The organism is Pseudomonas sp. BN102 (assembly GCF_029871245.1).
Lineage (GTDB): Bacteria > Pseudomonadota > Gammaproteobacteria > Pseudomonadales > Pseudomonadaceae > Metapseudomonas.
In genome coordinates this window covers 24,255-42,702 of sequence record NZ_SSON01000023.1, presented here as the reverse complement: position 1 = coordinate 42,702, position 18,448 = coordinate 24,255, and the positions used below count along the sequence as shown (strand labels likewise).

Genomic DNA, 18,448 nt, shown 5'->3' with positions numbered 1-18,448 from the left:
ACACCCAGCAGCCAATCCTACTGACGGGACAACAGCGGGTGCACACCCACCGAGTAGTCACGCCGAACGTAATCGTCATTACGGGCAACAGCCCTCATCGCATCCAGGGTAATAGCCAACAGCGGGCGCTGGGGGCCGGCAGACATTGCTCCATTTTGGGTTTTGAGATTTGGCGGCTGGTCCCCTGTGGCAGGAACAAGCCCTGCTCCCGGCAGAGGAGCCGTATTGCAGCAGCGCTTTCACACTAAGATCCGGCCCTCGACGGTGCTGACCGTTATTCCGCCTCGGTGATGTTCAGGACGGATGCATTCATTCCTTCAGCCTTGAACTCGAAGGTGACTTTCTCTCCCACTTCAACACTCTCGAGTTGATCCTGGCTGGCAGCAAAGACCATCGTCATCGCTGGCCATTTCAGGTTTGGCACGGCGTCATGGGAAATCGTGATTGTGCCCTTTACTGAATCGACTGCCTTGACCGTGCCACTTGCCTTGGCGGCTTGGACCTGCGCAACGGAAGTCTCCATGGGCATGCTCCCTGTGTTCATACCAGGCATATCGTCGGCGAGAGCGGGTAGGGCCGAGCTCAAGACAAGCTTAACTGCAATGGTGAGTGCTGTTCTCATGAAGATTCTCCGAGGGTGGTTTGCGGAATTGGGTGGGGCTGTGTGCGACGGCGCATAAGCCAGTAGGCAGCCGGGACAACGAACAGGGACAGCAGTGGGGCGGTGATCATGCCGCCGACCATGGACACGGCGATCACGCCATTCGACCTAGTCCCCCGCCACCCCACGCTGCCGGCTGGCATCCGCCTTGATGATGCTGGCGTCGATGGCGAAGTTCTCACCTTTAACCAGGCAGGCAGCCATGCAGCGCCGCGGCACTTCATTGAATAACCAGCGGAATAGGTCACTGTCACGGAAGCGCCCGTGGCGGCCAGCCCCTCCTCTTCAGGAGGAGAAGTGGCAAGTGCGGATTACCTTGTGGACTCAGTCAGGGGGGAGGAAGTGCCGGAAGTTCTTTCGTGGCAATCGCCTGAGCTTCTTTGGCGCCGATTCCCAGCGCCCTCAGAATAAGTTCAGCGGCGTCCGAGCCGGCATCTCTCCAAGTCTTGTGCCCTTCCAGCACGAGGAGCATCCCGGTCAATGCGACGCCACCGATCATAGCGACGACCGACGCCAACTGCTCCTGGCGGAAATCGTAGCGATGCAGGGCCAAGCCACTGAGTACGTCCTGTACGGGCGGGCCGCTCCACATATCCTGCAAGGTGGCACTGGTGGCGGCGTAACGCACGATGAATCGGCCCCAATAGGGCTCTTCATGGGTACGGCGCATGTAGAAGCGGATCCCGTTGGACAGACGTTGAGCAGGATCCATGTCCGGATGCGCGCTCTTGGCGACCCGAAGGTTCATTTCGCTGCTTAGTTGGGCGACAACGTTCTCGAACAAGGATTCGATTGAGCTGAGGTTGTTGTAGATGGTGCCGCGGGAGACCCCGGCGACCTGCGCCAGCTCGCTGACATTCACCTCACCGATGCTCTTCCCGGCAAACAGTCGCAGGGCTGCGTCATGGATGCGTTTCTGAACTGGGCTCATGGATCAGGCACAGCCTCTTATCAAGATGCATGACCCCAATTTAACACTTGTGTTCAATTGGGGTCAGTCTAGTTTTTTGCTATGGCAAGGTATCGCCAATTAGCTCGAAATTGTCCGCGTCCGGATTGGTCTTTCCAGATTATCCGGGCGCTGCTTCCACGTGCTGACCTGCATGCCACCAGTGAAACTACCAGCTTGCCCCAGCCAGGTATTCATATCGAGTTTCGGTGCGGCGGCGACTCCAAACCGAATCGCCAAGGCTGCCATGGAGGAGAACCTGGCCGATGACGATCACGCACCGGGAGAAGCACTGGTCAGACTCTATCGGCGTTGGGCGGAGCAGGGCCGGCCTGATCATTACCGGCAACGCCATGTTGACTGTTACGCGCTGAGGCTCTCGATTTCCGGTGCGCAGAACCACCGAGGGCTTTCCAGCACACCTTGCTTGGCCCTGACTGTAATCAGCTCCGGGTCGTGATCTTGCACGGGGTGATGAGATAGTGAGCGTCTATTCCGGCGCGTAAGCCTTCAGAAAGGTGAAAACAGCTCGATCGGCCGCGAGCGCAATTTCCTTTTCATCGGGAGCGCTGTCCCGCACGCGTAACAGCAAGGGTTCGGCAAGGTCCGCTTCGAGTAGCGAGCGGAGGTGCTCCGCGGCAAGTTGGGGATCGGCGGGTCGCAAGACTCCCAATGCCATGCTCTTGGACAGAAATGCTGCGACGTGCGCCCGCAGGGAGATGATCCTGGAAAAGAACAGTTTGCCAATGTCGGAGCGGTCCGCCTCGGCGATCATCAGGCGGCGCACAGCCACCATGTCGGCGGAACAGATCAAGCGCAGGAAACTCGCTCCGAAATCCCGAAGTACTGAGCCGGGGTCGGATCCAGACGCGTCCAACTGCGCAATGGCCCCCGTGATGTACTCCTCGGCGGCGCCCACCATGCATTCGACGAACAGGTCCTCCTTCGAGGGGAAGTGGCTGTAGATCGTCGCCTTGGAGCCGCCAACCTCGGTGGTTATTTGTGAGACCGAAGTCTTGTCGAACCCCTGCGTTCGGAATAGCCGGTAAGCAGTGTCCAGAATGGCCTGGCGCTTCGCGCTCCTTCTACTCATGCATCCCCCTTCTCAATTGAACTGAACTGTTCGGTACAGTTTTTCTTGACGGCGAGCCGAAGTCAAGGATATAAACTGTACTGTACAGTACGATTTGCGTGTCCGTGAGTGCTATCACCGTCCCAAGGCCGCCCGCCGCCCGCCGTGCTTTCGGTTGATTGCTGGCTGAAATCCTCGTCGCGGTCGGCGGTTTCGCCCGAATCTACGAATGAACAACTCAAGGAATCCGAGGAGCTATCAATGAACCAACCTATCGAACTCTTTACCTCTAGCCCTACCAGATTGGTACGCAAAAAACGCGGGCGACAGACAACCCGGCTCGGGCTGCTTGCCTTTATCCTGGCCATTGCCGGAGTCAGTGAATGGGCCTACTCGACCCTGGTGGATTCTCGCCATATCGAGAAAGAGCCGGGGCTCGTGGTCGATAGGGGAGCGTTGAGCTTCTTCCGCCATGTAATGGAGCAGGACTATTTGATAGGGCTTTCCGGTGGCAAGTCGGCCCTGTTGGAACTGTCCATGGTCAGCCCGGTAGAACGGCTGCAGAGTTCCAGGCTGGCAGCCCTGTACGGAGAAGACGAGGCGACGGCCAATAAGTCCTACAAGGGCAAGAGAGTTATTGTCAGCGGAGAAATAGTTGCCGTCAGGGTCAACCTCAACGATGACGTAATAGTCGAACTTCCCGGTACTCGCCCTTTCTCCAATGTTCAGGCGGTTCTCCACAAAGACGTCAAACGTTACACCGGCCCCATTCTGAAAGGTGAGAATGTGCGGCTTTACTGCAAGGTGCATGGGAAGACGCTCGACGACAGTGCCAGCCTGGTCTACCTGACGGATTGCGAATCGATCGACTTCAGCAATGAGGCCCGAGAGTACTCAGCGCACCTCACCGAAAAGATGAATACCTGGCTGCAGACCGGCGGTGCGCATGAGTTCCCTTCCGATTTCGCCGCCTCTTACTTTCTGGCGACTTACCTCACCGGAACCAGGCTTCCGGGAGAAAACCCATGCCGACTCAACCAGGTTTCCCTTGATCAGTGTGTCAGCGCACTCGAGTCTGTCGACACGCAGGCCCTGTTTGAGATGGCCAGGGGCGACCTCGAACGTTGGCGCCAGTGGCTGGTATTGCGGCCACTGGCAAGGTATGTCTCCAGCCGCTGATTCGCCGCATTCCTGAGGTTCTAAACCATGATGACTCATACCTACTTTCCTGCCCCGTACAGCACGGGGAGGGGACTCCCTTCGTGGCTCCTGCGCAAACCGGGAAGCGCCCTTGGCTTGCTGATACTGTCGCTGGCTTGCCTGGGTTCACCGGCGGCCCTCGCCCAAGCTCAGCTTCGTGCTCATTGGGTGCAGGAAATTCAAGACCAACCGGCTTTAGTCGGCGTCCTGAGCCGTGGGGAAGGTGAAGACGTCCGCTATGTCGATCTCTACGTCGAGGTGTTCAGTTCGGGCATGTCGCTGGGTACCGAGGTCCGCCGGGTCGAGGTGGATGAAACCGTGGCGCTCTTCTCCCTGCCGGTGGCCGAGGGTGTCGACTGCTATGAAGTGGACGCAGTCATCGGTCTGGACCGCGATGGCCAGGAAATGTCAGGCGACGTCAGTTCACCCGTAGAGGAGCAGCGGTGCAGTGCCAGTGGCTTGCACTACTTTGAAACCGCGCTCCACACTCTGGCGATCTGACCCAGGCAGGGCTGATTCGGTTCGACGGCTGAAGAGGTATGCAAACGATAAGTGGGAATGGTCGGTAAACCTAACCGCCAACGTCACCACTCGCGGCTTGTCGCTTTGTTCAGGCGGGTTGGCACTGTCCGATCCTAGGCGCTGACGTCGGCCAGCGGGCACTAACTGTGCGTTGCCTGCTGCCGGTGTCAGGGCATAGACGGGCGGTGGTGTATCGGTTCCGAGGCGCTTCGCTGGAAATGCCCCGAACAATACATTGGCGACCTGTAAATGACGGGTCTTTCGCTCATCGAGGTCATCCTCAGCCGCTTGATCGGCTGAAGCTCGTTGTTCAAGTAGGGTAGGCCGGTCGCCCCAAATGATGTTTATTTGCCGGCGAACGGTTGAATCACTAGTGCTGGGCTTGGCTCTATCGGAGCAGCCTAGGCCTCGCTCAAAGGCCCTCCACCTCAATTCCATGCTCAGCGAGCCAGTCCTTGCGCTGAGCAAAATAGGGCGTGGCGCGCTCCAGGCGTAGCCGGAACTCCGTGGTGTGGTGCGGCTCGTGCAGATGGACCATCTCATGGACGGCCACATACTCGGCGATGTGCTTGGGCAGCAGGATGGTTTTCCAGTGGAAGTGCAAAATGGCGCCTTTGCCGCATGAGCCCCAGCGCAAGCCCAAGTCCTGTACGCGCACCCCGCCGGGCGCCACCTCCATGCGCGCCTGGTAGCCCTCAACTCGCACGGATAGCCAGTCGCGGGCATGCTCCCTGTACCAGCGGATGAAATGCTCGCGCGCCCGCTCGAGCTCGCTGCGCAACAGGCGAAAGCGCCCGCCCGACAGCTTCAGCGGCACATCCTGCTCATCCACCAGCTTCAGGCGATAGCTGCGCCCCAGGTAGAGGAAGCCCTCGCCGTCCACATACTCCTTGATCGGGATGGCTCGCTGCAGACGCTCCTTTTCGGCCAGTCGTGAGTAGATCCAGAAGCTTTTCTCCTGCACGAACTGGGCACTGGCCTTCTGCGTCGGCAAGCGCCAGAGCGAGTACTTTTCCAGCCAGGCATTCCGCCCGGCCCATGTGGAGGTCGAGGTTTCGCCCTCGATGCTCACCGAGTTGACCGAGTAGCAGTCCATCGCAGGCCAGCGCTTGGCCGCACTGCTGGGGTTGCTATTCCCTGGTATGTCCGGGGCCTGTTGCTAGCATCAGCCGAGACAAATCACGAACGAAGGGAACACCCACGATGAACCTTCGACCCTTCATGGCGCTTGCACTGGCCATGGCTTGCAGCACCGCCGCGGCAGACGAGTACCTTGGCAACCTCAGTGCCAATCCCTATGCGCCGAACTCAACCGCCAACCCCTACGGAGCCGGCAGCCGCTACGCGCCGAACAGCATCAACAACCCGGCCGGCCAGTCTGGCAGTCCCTACTCCAGCACCAGCGCCAGCAACCCCTACACGACCAGCGCGCTCAAGCTCTACGACAGCCAGGGCAACTACCGCGGCAAGCTGAGCGGCAATCGCTACGACCCCGGTTCAGTGTCAAATCCCTACGGGCGCTATGGCAGCAAGTACTCGCCCGACAGCATCAATAACCCCTATGGTGCCGGCAGCCCGTACCCTGCGGACAGCCCGAACAATCCCTATGGAAACGGGTTGAGGATTATCGGCGATGATGAATAAGCGCAGGCAGGTTGGCTGTAGCCTAGCGCTGGCCCACCGCTTGCCTCCGACTTGAACAGTAGGCGGCAGGGATGCGACAGGCAGAGATCGGCCAAAAGCTGCCTGCTGGAACCGGCTGAAATCGACCCGAAGCTGCCGGTGGGGACCGGCAGAATCCGGCCATAAGCGGACAGCGGCCGCGCTCAGCTTCTAGCCGATAGCGGATCGTCACGAGATGTAGCTTGTGGGCGAAAAGTGCCGATGTACTGAGACGGCTCCATCCTTGTCGCTCCTCATTAGGCAGGACTAGCCCTGATCACGGTACTCAGCATCATCCTTGGTACCGCCGAAATACATTCGCTGTTCCTCACTCGCACCATTAGGCGCGATCACGCCGCTTCCTCTAGCCGCTGGCCCCACCTACGGGACTAACCGTGGCGACCCGGTCACGGGCAACTGAATGTTCTCCTAGCCCACCGCATCTGGAAGGTCTGACGGCCGTCTGGGCGTCGCATTTGCCACAACGGAAATCTCCTTGACGCCTGTGAGGTGCATCGCTAGCATTCTTCACAAATGCGTCATGTATACATCAAGTATAAAAACAACGGAGAATGAGAATTGAGCAAGCAGCTATGCAATGAGGATCTGGGGCTTTGGTTCACCGGGCCGAACATCGGGATGGCTGAGATCGCGAAGCTCATCGGGTATCGGGTGGCGATCCTGGATGTGGAACACGGGATTTTCGATCTAGGCACGCTGGATAGCTTCATCCCGTTCCTGAAGGCCCTGGGGTTCGAGGTCTTCGTAAAGGCACTTGGTCCGACCCGGGAAGCAGTGCAGCAGGCGTTGGATTTTGGCGCGGATGCGGTGGTTATTCCGCACATCAGCAGTGTGGCTGAAGCACAGCGCGTCTGTGGCTACGCCAAGCTTCCACCGTTGGGTGATCGCAGTCTTGCTGGGGGACGCACGACACGATTCGCCTATCCGGCGGACGAGTGGATCGACCAGCAGAACACCAATACTCGCTGCTACCCGATCATTGAAGACGCGCAGGCGCTTGAGGAAATCGACGGCATTCTCGCGCTGCCGGTGGTAGATGGCGTTTTCATCGGACCGACCGATCTTTCGATTCGCCGGGACCGGGGCATCTACAAGAAGCAGCCGGGGGACTGGGAAGACATCGCGAGGATCGTCGAAGCGGCAAAGGCGGCTGGCAAACCCTGGATCTTCCCTGCATGGAGCCCGGAAGAGAAGGCCTTCGCCATCCAGCATGGCGCGGAGCGAATCTTCATCGCCATGGAACAGTTCGCGTTGGCCATCGGGTTGCGACAGCTCTGGGATGCTTCGGTCACATTGCTGAACGAAAAGGGGTAATGACCAGTGGCTGGGCAATCGAAAGAGACCAATTGCATCGGAGGTTCTGACGTGGTGACCAACGGTACACATTCAGCGAAAGCACCCAGTTACACCTGGGCGTGGGTCACGACCGCTACTCTCGCCATTGCGATGGTCATTTCCTTTATTGATCGATTCGCCCTTTCGCTGCTGGTGGAACCGATCAAGGCGAGCCTGGCTATCAGCGACGCGCAGATCGGTCTGCTGCATGGGCTCGCCTTTGGCCTGTTCTACTCGATTCTGGGAATTCCTTGTGGGTGGTTGGCTGACAGATGGTCTCGCACCGGGACCATTCTGCTGGGCCTGTTCGTGTGGTGCCTGGCCACGGCAGCCTGCGGGCTGGCAGGCAGTTTCGCCGGTTTGCTCGTCGCCCGGATGTTTGTCGGGGCGGGTGAGGCGGCGTTGGCTCCGGCGGCCTATGCAGTGATCTACGAACGATTTCCCAGGGCAATCCTGAACAGGGCACTGACGCTGTTCCAGGCCGGTGCCGTTGTTGGAGCCGGGACCGCCTTTTACATCGTCGGGGCGTTGTACGACTGGCTCGAGCCTATTGGGCTGGTCGACCTCGGCTGGCTTGGGGCCAGTCAGCCCTGGCAGACGACTTTCCTTCTGGTCGCCTTGCCGGGCCTGGCGCTTCTGCCGGTACTGTGGTGGGTGCTGAACCGTCGCGTCGGAGCTGCTCATGGTGCCACCCCGGCGGCTACTGCCGACCCGCGCAGCAAGGGTACGAAAGTCATTCCCTACCTGATCGAGGACCGGGCCTTCATCGCTGCCATATTCATTGGCATGTCGGGCCTGCTGACCATGAGCTATGCCTTGCTTACGTGGATACCCGCCATCTTCGTCCGCGAGTTCCAGTGGGTGCCCGGCGAGATCGGTCGTATCTACGGTGCCGTGGTGCTGTTCTCCTGCATGGGCGGAATGTTCGCCGCCGCCTGGATCGCCGACCGCCTCTCGAGTCGCGTGAGGTCCGCCTTCTCTGCCCTTCGCGTGCCGCTTTACGCCGGCGTGCTGGCGATACCGGCCGCACTGGTATTCCTGCTGGCATCCGGCCCCATCGGCGTGCTGATTGCCTGTGCCGCGCTGCATGGGCTGTGCACGTGCTCCATCGGGATTGCGCCGGCACTCATCCAGAGGCGCTCGCCCGAGGATATCCGAAGCCGTATCTCCGCCCTTTACGTCATGGTCGTGAACATCTGCGGGCTGGCGGTTGGGCCGATTCTCGTGGGGAGTGTTGTTCAGCTTCTGGGCAGTGGTGCTCCAGCCCTGAGAACTGCTGTGTTCATTGTCGGTGGGGGAGGGCTGCTGGTTTCGGTAGCGACGTTGGGATTCTTCCTAAGACGCCAGTCGGCCGTAGGGAAGGTTCCAACTGAGCAGTCGGTGTGACCCCCTGGTGTGATCGAAAATTCGTTGCAACAACAAGAGGAATGAGTAAGTGAGAATTACCGTTATCCAAAAGAACGTTTCTGATGACAAAGGTGCCAATCTCAAGTCCGTGGCGGAACTCATCGAACGGGCGGTGGAGCAGGATCGTTCGGATTTCGTGATCCTGCCTGAGATGATCGCCTGCATCACCGGTTCTCCTGTGTCCATGCGGGAGTCTGCCGAACCATTTCCTGGCGGCGAGCTTTTCGACTTCTTCTCCGGTCTGGCCAAGCGCTTGAAGGTGAATTTGCACATCGGTAGCGCGATGGAGCTGGATGGGGAAAAGGTCTACAACACTTCGCTGGTATTCGGTCGCGAGGGCGATCTGCTGGCCAAGTATCGGAAGATCCATCGCTTCGATGCGGTGCTGGCCGATGGCTCTGAGCTTAAGGAGTCTGCGCACGTTGAGGCGGGCAAGGACATTGTCTGCGTCGATGTGGATGGTGTTCGCGTGGGCCTCGCAATCTGCTACGACCTGCGCTTCCCGGAGCTTTTCCATGCACTCTGTGAAGACGGAGCGGAGGTCATCGTGGTTCCGGCAGCGTTCACCTTCCAGACGGGCGCGGATCACTGGGAAGTGCTCCTCAGGGCGCGTGCCATCGAAGGCCAGTGCTATGTCGCGGCGCCCTGTCAGGTGGGAAGCTTCGACAAAGGCAAATACATGACCTGGGGCCACTCGATGATCATCGATCCTTGGGGGCAGATCGTGGCGCAGACCCCGAACACCGAGGCATTTGCCACGGCCCGGCTCGATTTCACCTATCAGCACGCGATTCGCAAGCGGATGCCTCTGAAGAGCCATCGCCTGCTCGCACGTCGATTCGTGGCTGGCTAGAGGAGCGCCTTACATGTTCAAGATCTGCTCCATGCCAGAGCTGATGCCCTGGAAAATTGTCGAACGCGCTCTCTTGGCCGAACCCGCCACGATCGGACACTTCCGCTTGATGGGCTTTCCTCATTGCCGGATCCGTCCCATGCACCCGGTACCGAGAATTGCTGGACCGGCCGTGACCCTGGCGCTTCCGGCAGCAGACTCGAGCCTGCTGCACCACGCTGTGGGACAGCTGCGTCCGGGAGATGTGGTGGTCATCGATCGGTTGGGTGACAAACACCATGCCTGCCTTGGTGGCGGAGTTGCCTATGCGCTGGCCAAGGCAGGAGTGGCGGGCGTCATCATCGATGGGCCAATTGCCGATCCTGGCGAGTTGCGGGATGTGGGCCTCGCTGTGTGGGCGAGAGGCGTGGCGAGTATTACCACGCGCCTCCAGGGAATTGGCGGGTCGATGAACGTACCGGTTTCCTGTGGCGGCGCTGTGGTTAATCCGGGCGATCTGGTCATCGCCGATGAAGGGGGAGTGGTATTCATTCCACGTGACGAGGCGGCGATCGAGATCGAGCGCGCCATACAACTTCAGGAAATGGAAAAGAGAGGGCTTCCGCTCATTAGCGAGCAAAAGACATTGGGTGACCTGACGGGCGCCAGCGCCATGGTAATGGCCAAACTAGCTCAGTAATTCAATCTCCGAATAAGCCTATTAATACTGTACACATGACTTTTTGAAAGTCTGTGTGCGTTGGTGATCTTTTGTCTGAATTAAGGCGCTCTATTATTTATGCGCTTGCTCAGCTGATCAATGCCGAGGTAAGTAATGATAAGAACAAAAAATATGAGAAAGATGACGGTGAGTGGCAGTGTATTTGCTCCATTTGCTGGAGGTGGCTTGGCTGCACTGTTGCTCTTGGCTAGCGGGAACTCCAATGCGATGGAAATTCCTACTGGAAACGATGATTGGCAGGTACGTTGGGATAACACCCCTCGCTACACCTTGACACGGCGAGTCGAGTCCCAGGACAAGGCGATCATCAATGCCGTTAACAATAACGATGGTGATCGGAACTTTGATCGTGGCTTTGTCTCCAATCGCCTGGATTTGCTGTCCGAGTTTGATGTTATCTACAAGAACAAGTACGGCATGCGAGTATCCGGTGCTGCCTGGTATGACTATCAATACGATCAGGATCTGGATAACAAATCCCCCACAACTTCAAACTATGTGAAGAATGGTGTTCCCACGGTCGGACTCACTCGATTCACGGATCGTTACTTTACCGGTCCGAGTGGTGAGTTCCTCGACGCCTTTGTTTTCGGCGGTTTCGACATCGGCGAAGTACCGCTGGATGTCAAGGCGGGCAGCCACAGCATTTATTGGGGTGAAAGCCTTGGCCTGACTGCGTTCATCAACGGTATTGCCTACGCGCAGATGCCGCTGGATATCGGCAAGGGGCAAGCGATTCCCGGAATCGAAGCCAAGGAACTTTTCCGACCGCTGAACAACCTGTCCTTCCAAGTGCGACCGACCGATTCCCTGTCCGTCGCCGGCCAGTACTTCCTGGACTGGGAGCAGAACCTGTTCCCGGAAGGTGGTACCTACTTGGGTTCGAGTGACCTGAACATCGGCGGTAGCGAAGGCTCTCTGATCGTCGGGCCAAACCGCTTACTGAAGGGGAGTGACGTGACGCCCGACAAGCGGGGGGACTGGGGGCTTTCGGCACGCTGGTCCCCGGAGTGGCTCCAAGGGACGCTGGGGGTCTACTACCGCAACTTCTCCGACCGTATCCCGCAACTGATGCTCAAGAGCGCCACACCCACTAATGGTATAGCCGGCACTTACCACTGGGCCTACGCGGATGACATCGACCTGTTCGGTATCAGCCTATCGCAGAACTACGGAGGGGTTTCCGTAGGGGCGGAGTTGTCCTACCGCCGCAACATGCCGCTGGTGAGCATCGCTGTCCCCATCACCGAACTGCCGGACGACGGTGATACGCCCGGGGCTCGTGGGGAAACTGTGCACGGTGTCTTGAACCTGGTGGGTGTCATGAGCGGAAACAGTATCTATGACTCCGCGTCCTGGAGCACCGAACTCGCCTGGAGCCACCTGGCTGATGTCACCGATGGTGAGAAGTTCTACAAAGGCAGTCGCGGTTACAACCTGCTCGATCAAGCCGACCGCGATGCGTTCGTGCTGACCGCAACCTACACCCCGACCTGGCTCCAGGTGTTCCCGGGTGTCGATCTGTCGATGCCGATGGTCATCAGTTCAGGCATTAGCGGCAACTCGCCTGTCGCCAATGGGGGTAACGAAGACGCTGGCAGTTACAGCTTCGGCGTCGCTGCGGACATCACGCAAAAGTACAAGGCCGAACTCAAGTACGTCGATTTCTTCGGTGACTACAGCAGGGATCCCAAGACTGGCGCCGTGAAGGTGGCCAATGGCGGATCAGCCTTGCTGGAAGACCGCGGAATGCTGACCTTGACCCTCAAAACCACCTTCTAAGGCGAGGACACCGACATGTTCAAACGATTTCTGCTGATGGGGATTGCCTGTGCTGTAGCTGGTTCGGTCCATGCCGCGGTGACGCAATCCGAAGCCCAGCAACTTGGTACCCAGCTGACGGCTGTCGGCGCGGAGATGGCCGGTAATACCGATGGCTCGATTCCGCCTTATACCGGAGGCCTGACGACTCCTCCGCCGGGATTCCAGAAGGACTCGGGGATACGTAACGATCCCTTCGCGGCGGAAAAGCCGCTGTTCTCCATCAATGGGCAGAACATGGGCCAATACTCGGAGCGCCTGACCGAATCGGTGAAGGAGCTGATGAAGCGCTATCCGAGCTTCCGCATCGATGTTTATCCCACCCATCGCACCATGGCCGTGCCGGAACAGATTCAGAAGGGCACTCTGGCGAACGCCCTGAGCGGCGAGACCATCGATGGTGGCCTGGGCGTTAAGAACGTCAAGGCTGGCTATCCGTTCCCGATCCCCAAGGATGCCTATCAGGTCATGTGGAACCATCTGCTTCGCTACAGCGGCGATGCGATGGAGTACCGCTACAAGAGCTGGAACGTCGACGCTTCGGGACGCCCAATTCTCGCCACCGAAGGCATCAATTCGGACGACTATCCTTACTACCACGCCCCGGGGGCTGACATTTTCTGGCGTCTGAAGGTGCGCTATCTGGGGCCGGAGCGCCGCAACGGCGAAGCCATCCTGCTGAAGGATGCCATCGATGTCGTCGGCAAAGGCCGCAGCACCTGGCAGTACCTTCCGGGACAGCGTCGTGTCCGCCTGGCGCCGTCGCTCGCCTTCGATACGCCCAACCCGGGTACCGGTGGCGCCACGACCTACGATGACGCATTTGTCTTCAACGGGTCGATGGAGCGGTTCGATTTCAAACTGGTCGGCAAGAAGGAAATGTACGTTCCGTACAACACCTACAAGATGACCTATGAAACCAAACCGGAAGACCTGTTGACCCCGGACCACTTGAATCCGGACTTCGTGCGCTGGGAGTTGCACCGTGTCTGGGTAGTGGAGGCCACCCTGAAGGAAGGCAAACGCCATATCTACGGCAAGCGGGTGTTCTATATCGACGAAGACAGCTGGGCAGCATTGGCCAGCGACGAATATGACGGCCATGGCCAGCTCTATCGCACCGTCATCGCTACGCCGACGCAAAGCTACGATGCAGTCGCTCCGTTCACCAACTCGTATTTCGCCTATGACCTGATTGCCGGCAACTACGCCATGGTCGTGCACCTGGGCGGCGAGAAAGGTGGATTGAAGTACATCAAGCCGCTCTCCGAGCGGGACTGGAACGCTGATTCCCTGGCCGGTCGCGGCGTGCGCTGATCAATGCAGAGGACCCTTCCTGACGCCTCGCGTCAGGAAGGTTTTTTGTTGGGCGTGTTTTAGGAGCGATGAGGTAATGAAGGCCTATTCCCTACTTATTTCAATAGTGATCGGGGCAACTGGCATCCAAGCGTCATCGGCACTGGCGAGCGACGGTTTTCGGGATGTCCTGGATACGCCCGCGGCCATGACCGAACTGGCTTCCAGGCAGTTGATCACAGGACTGGCCATAGCCGGAAAGCGCATCGTGGGCGTTGGCCGTCGTGGACACATTGTCTATTCCGACGATGACGGCGCCACATGGCAGCAATCCCGAGTTCCGATTTCCTCTGACCTTAATGCGGTGAATTTCCCCAGCCCACAGGTGGGGTGGGCCGTCGGCCATGATGGAGTAGTGCTTCGAACCACTGATGGCGGACTGTCCTGGGAGCGGATGCTTGATGCGCGCATGGCTCGGGACTTATTGGGGCCTGCACCGCCAGCTGGCAATGAAAGCGATCAGGCCGTGGCGCCGGATCTGTCCTTCCTGGGGCTATGGTTCGAGACGGACCAGAAGGGGTTCGTGGTCGGTGCCTTCAATCAGATCCTCCGTACGACCGACGGTGGCAAGTCGTGGGAGTCGTGGTCCGACAGGGCCGAGAACCCTACGGGGCTTCATCTGTATGCGATTCGGGCGATCGGCGAGGACCTATACGTGTCCGGCGAATATGGTCTGCTCATGAAACTGGATCGTCAGGCAGGGCGGTTCAGGCTGCTCGATACCGGAACTGCTGGAACCTTCTTCGGCGTGACGGGAACTCCTGGGCACATCCTCGCTTATGGACTCAGAGGCAACATCGTTCACTCCACTGATGGTGGCGCCAGCTGGCGCAAGGTCGAGTCCCACATCGCGACCTCCCTGATCGCCGATGGCGTGACGCGGGCTGGCGAAGTGCTGCTGCTCAGCTTGGACGGGCAGGTTCTGGTGAGCCAGGGCCCTGGCGACAGTTTCAGCAAGGCCCCTGGTTTGAGTCCTGTTCCGGTTGCTGCATCGATTGTCCCACTGGATGACGGCCAGTCATTCGTGGTGGGAAGTGGACAGGGTGTCAGCAAACGGGTGCTTCGTTGAGCGGAATCGTGAGTGGAGAATAATTGTGGCGTTTTCTGGTGAGAAAGAAACAGGAATGCCCGTCGTATCCGATTGCAAACTCTTCGATCGGACGTCGGGCGGGTGGCTTGAGCGCATGGTCTTCAATTACCGGGTGCTGATGCTGGTTGTTTGCGCAGCACTGACCATGGTGCTGGGCTATCAATTGAAGAACATCAATATCAACGCCAGTTTCGAGCGGATGATTCCGCAGAGCCATGCGTACATCCAGAATTACATCGATAACAAGAGCGAGTTGCGCGGTCTCGGCAACACCATCCGGGTTGTTGTCGAACGGGTGGACGGCGACATTTTCGAGCCCAAGTATCTGGACGCTCTGCAACGGATCAATGACGAACTGATCCTGATCCCTGGTGTCGATCGGGCCTGGGTAAAGTCCATCTGGACGCCCTCGGTCCGCTGGATGGAGGTCACCGAGGAAGGCTTCACCGGGGGGCCGGTGCTGCCACCCACCTATGACGGTACGCCGCAGCAGGTCGAACTCCTGCGGCAGAACATCAACCGCGCAGGCATCGTCGGCAGTCTGGTTGGCACGGACCTGAAGTCCGCGATGATCGTTGTCCCGCTATTGGACGTGGACCCAGCTAGCGGAAAGAAGCTGGACTACCGGGCGCTGTCCAAAGCGCTGGAGGAGAGGATTCGCAGTCAGGAAACACCGGATATCAAGGTTCACGTGATCGGTTTCGCCAAACTGGTGGGCGACCTGATCGATGGGCTCATCCAGGTCTTCTTCTATTTTGCTGTCGCCGCCATCGTTGCTGCGCTGATCATCTATGCCTATACCCGCTGCCTGCGCAGCACCGCGTTGGTAATTACTTGCTCGATCATCGCGGCAATCTGGCAACTTGGACTCGCCACTGCGATCGGGTTCGACCTCGATCCCTATTCAATGCTGGTGCCTTTCCTCGTCTTCGCCATTGGGGTTTCCCATGGTGTGCAGAAAATGAATGGCATCATGCAGGACATCGGGCGCGGCACTCACAAGTTCGTTGCGGCGCGCTACACCTTCCGCAGGCTGTTCCTGGCTGGAGCTACCGCCTTGGTTGCGGATGCTGTCGGATTTGCGGTGCTGATGGTGATCGATATTCCGGTGATCAAGGGCCTGGCTCTGTCAGCCAGTATCGGCGTGGCGGTGCTGATCTTTACCAACCTGCTGCTGTTGCCGGTGCTGCTTTCGTTCACCGGGGTAAGTGCAACCGCCGCTCGCCGAAGCCTGGCTGCGGAAGGACACGGGACAGGCGCGGCGATTTGGAACTGTCTGGGCCGTTTCACCTCTCGCCGCTGGGCGACATTCGCAATTCTCGGCGCCTGCGCACTGATGGTCGCGGGTTTCGGAGTCAGCCTGCATCTGAAGATCGGCGATCTGGACGCCGGGGCACCGGAGTTGCGGCCAGACTCGCGCTACAACCGGGACAATGCCTACATCACCGGTCATTACTCATTGTCGAGTGATCTGTTCGCCGTGATCCTGAAGACTCCGGCGAACGGCAGTTACAAGTACGAGAGTCTGGTAGAGGCCGACCGCCTCGCCTGGGAGTTGCGACGCATACCGGGCGTGCAAATGACGACCTCCCTGGTGGATGCTGTTCGCCAGGTTACCAGCGGCACCTTCGAAGGCAGCCCGAAGTGGCTGACTCTCTCGCGGAATCAGGACGTCCTCAACTACGGAAGCCAGGTCGCATCGGTCAATAGCCCGGAACTGTTCAATGGCGATGCCTCGGTGATGCCAATCATCGCGTTCCTGACCGATCACAAGGCTGAGACCCTCGATCGGGTGTTGGAGGTTTCCGAACGATTCATCGCCGAGCACAGCACGACCGACAGGCAATTCATGCTGGTGGCCGGTAGTGCAGGGATCGAGGCAGCGACCAACATCGTTGTGCGGGACGCCAACAGAACCATGCTGTTGTACGTCTATGTTGCGGTGATTCTGCTGAGCTACATCACGTTCCGCAGTTGGAGAGCCGTAGTGGTTGCAGTCATCCCACTGATCATGACCTCGATATTGTGTGAGGCCCTGATGGTGATGCTGGGCATAGGTGTCAAAGTCGCGACGCTGCCGGTAATCGCGCTGGGCGTTGGCATTGGCATCGACTATGCGCTCTACCTGCTGAGCATCCAGTTGGCTAGGCAGCGTCAGGGGGATTCGCTGGCGAATGCTTACAGGCATGCCGTCACCTTTACTGGCAAGGTGGTCGGGCTGGTCGGCGTGACGCTGGCGGTTGGTGTCGTGACCTGGGTCTTCTCGCCCATCAAGTTCCAGGCTGACATGGGCATCCTATTGTCGTTCATGTTCGTCTGGAACATGCTCGGTGCGCTGGTCCTGGTGCCGGCTTTGTCCCACTTCCTGCTGTCTGATAGAAGCTTCGCACGTCACCATGCGCTCGCTGAAAGCGCGCCCTGTCGCTAGCGTTGGCCAAGAAGTGGCAGGTAGTTCTAGCAAAGGCTCCGCACTTCAGTGCGGGGCCTTTTTTCTAGGGCGCTGAATTGCTGAATACCACTGTGCAGATTCCCAGGCTTCATAGCTAAAGGGGGCCTGACGCGAGCTTCATCATCGCGGAATCAGTCTCGTCGAGTTGATGCGAGGAGGGATCGTAATACAAGGCGGGAGTCTGGAAGCCAGGAAAGAAAGCGGGGTGGATATCGGTCGCTGTCTATTTTGGAACGCATGGCAGAGCAAAAAAAAGCGAGAGCATTTGCTCTCGCTTCCGATACCGCTAGCAGTCCGGTCAGATGTTTCGCGTTAATCGGACAAAACACTACAAGTGATGAGGAAACCCTTGGGCCTTTTGGGCAGTTGGGCCGCAGAAGCACGCCCGCTCCAGGCATTACCTCCACTTCGGACTCTTCCTTGTCCGCATTCAAGCGAGGATCGGAGGTCGCAGCCCAGTGATCCTGACTAACTTTGGGGGGACTATCAGAATCGTCTAAAGCGCAAAGCGAGATTAGGGTCGAGATGCTTGGAAAGAATTGTGACCATCGCTTCCTCGTCATAATTCTTGAGTGCGTCTACCAATTCCCTATGTTCTTGAAGCACTACACCCAGCAATTTAGAGTCAATCGGTATGGAAGCGCAGGAGAGCAGGTGACGGAACTGCAATGCATCATAGAGTTCCAGCATGACCGCATTACCTGAGAGCGCGACAATGATTCGATGGAGTTCCCTGTCGAGTTCCGCAATTTCATGCGCCATGATGAACTGCGTGAGTGTTGCCATTTCGCTGACCAGATCGTCGACTCGCGGCGGAATAGGGGGGCGAATCGCACATACCTGGCGAGCGGCATAGGTTTCGATCACGATGCGGGCTTCGAAGAATTGGTGCATCTCACTGGGCGATATCGCACGAACCCTTGCGCCGCGTCTGGGAATGAGTTCAACGAACCCCTCCGCGCTGAGTTTGTTGAATGCTTCTCTGATGGGCGTTCTGGAAACGCCTATCTCACTTGCAACAACGCCTTCCTCGACGAAAGAACCGGACGGGAATTTTCCACGAAGGATACTGTCGCGAATGTATTCATACGTCCTGGTTTTTACGGAGTCCGTACCGTGCTCAGTGGCTTTCTTTTCCATGGTCTTTCTCACAAAAAATTGGAGCGTTCCGTCCATTTGCAGTCAAGTATACATGAAAAATGCACGACGTATAGTTTGTGGTTCAAGCCTGTTTAGGCCTTCGCAGCACCCTACCTGAATTTACAGCATTGGGCCTTTTATGTTGGGCTTCGCTGCGCTCAGCGGCCCACCCAGGGTCGAATGGGGTCA

The 18,448-nt window shown here is 58.4% G+C and carries 16 protein-coding genes and 1 pseudogene; 11 read left to right on the top strand and 6 right to left on the bottom strand.

The features are described from left to right. Nucleotides 1-274 precede the first annotated feature (274 nt). The 4 genes and pseudogenes from E8F12_RS02805 to E8F12_RS02790 form a co-directional block, all read right to left on the bottom strand. Nucleotides 275-523, bottom strand: coding sequence for a copper-binding protein (locus E8F12_RS02805; protein WP_280323776.1), 249 nt, complete (start codon nucleotides 521-523; stop codon nucleotides 275-277). A 249-nt stretch (nucleotides 524-772) separates the two neighbouring features. Next, nucleotides 773-931 (bottom strand): annotated as a pseudogene (locus tag E8F12_RS02800) (IS5/IS1182 family transposase); the annotation flags it as partial. Between the two features lie 58 nt (nucleotides 932-989). Continuing rightward, nucleotides 990-1,592 carry a TetR/AcrR family transcriptional regulator gene (locus E8F12_RS02795; protein WP_280323775.1) on the bottom strand — a complete coding sequence of 201 codons (603 nt, stop codon included), beginning with the start codon at nucleotides 1,590-1,592 and terminating at the stop codon, nucleotides 990-992. 508 nt (nucleotides 1,593-2,100) lie between these two features. Beyond that, nucleotides 2,101-2,703 (bottom strand): TetR/AcrR family transcriptional regulator, encoded by a 603-nt coding sequence (locus E8F12_RS02790; RefSeq protein WP_280323774.1) that lies wholly within the window; start codon nucleotides 2,701-2,703, stop codon nucleotides 2,101-2,103. A 240-nt stretch (nucleotides 2,704-2,943) separates the two neighbouring features. On the opposite strand from E8F12_RS02790, the gene E8F12_RS02785 reads away from it, so the two are divergent. After that, nucleotides 2,944-3,861 (top strand): hypothetical protein, encoded by a 918-nt coding sequence (locus E8F12_RS02785; RefSeq protein ID WP_280323773.1) that lies wholly within the window; start codon nucleotides 2,944-2,946, stop codon nucleotides 3,859-3,861. A 27-nt stretch (nucleotides 3,862-3,888) separates the two neighbouring features. Continuing rightward, the gene (locus E8F12_RS02780) at nucleotides 3,889-4,383 is read left to right on the top strand and encodes a hypothetical protein (RefSeq protein ID WP_280323772.1); all 495 of its coding nucleotides are present in this window, start codon (nucleotides 3,889-3,891) and stop codon (nucleotides 4,381-4,383) included. Between the two features lie 433 nt (nucleotides 4,384-4,816). On the opposite strand, the gene E8F12_RS02775 is transcribed toward E8F12_RS02780, so the two are convergent. Next, nucleotides 4,817-5,500 carry a SprT family zinc-dependent metalloprotease gene (locus E8F12_RS02775; RefSeq protein ID WP_280323771.1) on the bottom strand — a complete coding sequence of 228 codons (684 nt, stop codon included), beginning with the start codon at nucleotides 5,498-5,500 and terminating at the stop codon, nucleotides 4,817-4,819. A gap of 107 nt (nucleotides 5,501-5,607) precedes the next feature. Between E8F12_RS02775 and E8F12_RS02770 the strand changes: the two genes are divergently transcribed. The 9 genes from E8F12_RS02770 to E8F12_RS02730 all read left to right on the top strand — a co-directional run bounded on the left by E8F12_RS02770 (nucleotide 5,608) and on the right by E8F12_RS02730 (nucleotide 17,098). Next, the gene (locus E8F12_RS02770) at nucleotides 5,608-6,048 is read left to right on the top strand and encodes a hypothetical protein (protein WP_280323770.1); all 441 of its coding nucleotides are present in this window, start codon (nucleotides 5,608-5,610) and stop codon (nucleotides 6,046-6,048) included. A 597-nt stretch (nucleotides 6,049-6,645) separates the two neighbouring features. Continuing rightward, nucleotides 6,646-7,401, top strand: a complete 756-nt coding sequence (locus E8F12_RS02765; protein WP_280323769.1) for an aldolase/citrate lyase family protein — start codon at nucleotides 6,646-6,648, stop codon at nucleotides 7,399-7,401. 54 nt (nucleotides 7,402-7,455) lie between these two features. Then, nucleotides 7,456-8,808, top strand: coding sequence for an MFS transporter (locus tag E8F12_RS02760; RefSeq protein ID WP_280323768.1), 1,353 nt, complete (start codon nucleotides 7,456-7,458; stop codon nucleotides 8,806-8,808). Between the two features lie 49 nt (nucleotides 8,809-8,857). Next, nucleotides 8,858-9,682 (top strand): carbon-nitrogen hydrolase family protein, encoded by an 825-nt coding sequence (locus E8F12_RS02755; protein WP_280323767.1) that lies wholly within the window; start codon nucleotides 8,858-8,860, stop codon nucleotides 9,680-9,682. A 13-nt stretch (nucleotides 9,683-9,695) separates the two neighbouring features. After that, complete coding sequence (locus tag E8F12_RS02750; RefSeq protein WP_280323766.1) at nucleotides 9,696-10,361, top strand: RraA family protein; 666 nt, start codon at nucleotides 9,696-9,698, stop codon at nucleotides 10,359-10,361. A gap of 153 nt (nucleotides 10,362-10,514) precedes the next feature. Continuing rightward, complete coding sequence (locus E8F12_RS02745; protein ID WP_280323765.1) at nucleotides 10,515-12,185, top strand: DUF1302 domain-containing protein; 1,671 nt, start codon at nucleotides 10,515-10,517, stop codon at nucleotides 12,183-12,185. 15 nt (nucleotides 12,186-12,200) lie between these two features. Further along, the gene (locus E8F12_RS02740; RefSeq protein ID WP_280323764.1) at nucleotides 12,201-13,541 is read left to right on the top strand and encodes a DUF1329 domain-containing protein; all 1,341 of its coding nucleotides are present in this window, start codon (nucleotides 12,201-12,203) and stop codon (nucleotides 13,539-13,541) included. Between the two features lie 76 nt (nucleotides 13,542-13,617). After that, entirely contained in the window at nucleotides 13,618-14,649 is a 1,032-nt protein-coding gene (locus E8F12_RS02735) for a YCF48-related protein (protein WP_280323763.1), read from the top strand. Between the two features lie 55 nt (nucleotides 14,650-14,704). Further along, complete coding sequence (locus E8F12_RS02730) at nucleotides 14,705-17,098, top strand: MMPL family transporter (RefSeq protein WP_280323762.1); 2,394 nt, start codon at nucleotides 14,705-14,707, stop codon at nucleotides 17,096-17,098. 507 nt (nucleotides 17,099-17,605) lie between these two features. On the opposite strand, the gene E8F12_RS02725 is transcribed toward E8F12_RS02730, so the two are convergent. Next, nucleotides 17,606-18,259 carry a GntR family transcriptional regulator gene (locus tag E8F12_RS02725; RefSeq protein ID WP_280323761.1) on the bottom strand — a complete coding sequence of 218 codons (654 nt, stop codon included), beginning with the start codon at nucleotides 18,257-18,259 and terminating at the stop codon, nucleotides 17,606-17,608. Nucleotides 18,260-18,448 lie beyond the last annotated feature (189 nt).

What these genes read in the sequence shown, in the direction of transcription:
- E8F12_RS02805 (WP_280323776.1), bottom strand. Translation starts at nt 523, where the DNA reads ATGGAGACTTCCGTTGCGCAGGTCCAAGCCGCCAAGGCAAGTGGCACG.
- E8F12_RS02795 (WP_280323775.1), bottom strand. Translation starts at nt 1,592, where the DNA reads ATGAGCCCAGTTCAGAAACGCATCCATGACGCAGCCCTGCGACTGTTT.
- E8F12_RS02790 (WP_280323774.1), bottom strand. Translation starts at nt 2,703, where the DNA reads ATGAGTAGAAGGAGCGCGAAGCGCCAGGCCATTCTGGACACTGCTTAC.
- E8F12_RS02785 (WP_280323773.1), top strand. Translation starts at nt 2,944, where the DNA reads ATGAACCAACCTATCGAACTCTTTACCTCTAGCCCTACCAGATTGGTA.
- E8F12_RS02780 (WP_280323772.1), top strand. Translation starts at nt 3,889, where the DNA reads ATGATGACTCATACCTACTTTCCTGCCCCGTACAGCACGGGGAGGGGA.
- E8F12_RS02775 (WP_280323771.1), bottom strand. Translation starts at nt 5,500, where the DNA reads ATGGACTGCTACTCGGTCAACTCGGTGAGCATCGAGGGCGAAACCTCG.
- E8F12_RS02770 (WP_280323770.1), top strand. Translation starts at nt 5,608, where the DNA reads ATGAACCTTCGACCCTTCATGGCGCTTGCACTGGCCATGGCTTGCAGC.
- E8F12_RS02750 (WP_280323766.1), top strand. Translation starts at nt 9,696, where the DNA reads ATGTTCAAGATCTGCTCCATGCCAGAGCTGATGCCCTGGAAAATTGTC.
- E8F12_RS02745 (WP_280323765.1), top strand. Translation starts at nt 10,515, where the DNA reads ATGAGAAAGATGACGGTGAGTGGCAGTGTATTTGCTCCATTTGCTGGA.
- E8F12_RS02740 (WP_280323764.1), top strand. Translation starts at nt 12,201, where the DNA reads ATGTTCAAACGATTTCTGCTGATGGGGATTGCCTGTGCTGTAGCTGGT.
- E8F12_RS02735 (WP_280323763.1), top strand. Translation starts at nt 13,618, where the DNA reads ATGAAGGCCTATTCCCTACTTATTTCAATAGTGATCGGGGCAACTGGC.
- E8F12_RS02730 (WP_280323762.1), top strand. Translation starts at nt 14,705, where the DNA reads ATGCCCGTCGTATCCGATTGCAAACTCTTCGATCGGACGTCGGGCGGG.
- E8F12_RS02725 (WP_280323761.1), bottom strand. Translation starts at nt 18,259, where the DNA reads ATGGAAAAGAAAGCCACTGAGCACGGTACGGACTCCGTAAAAACCAGG.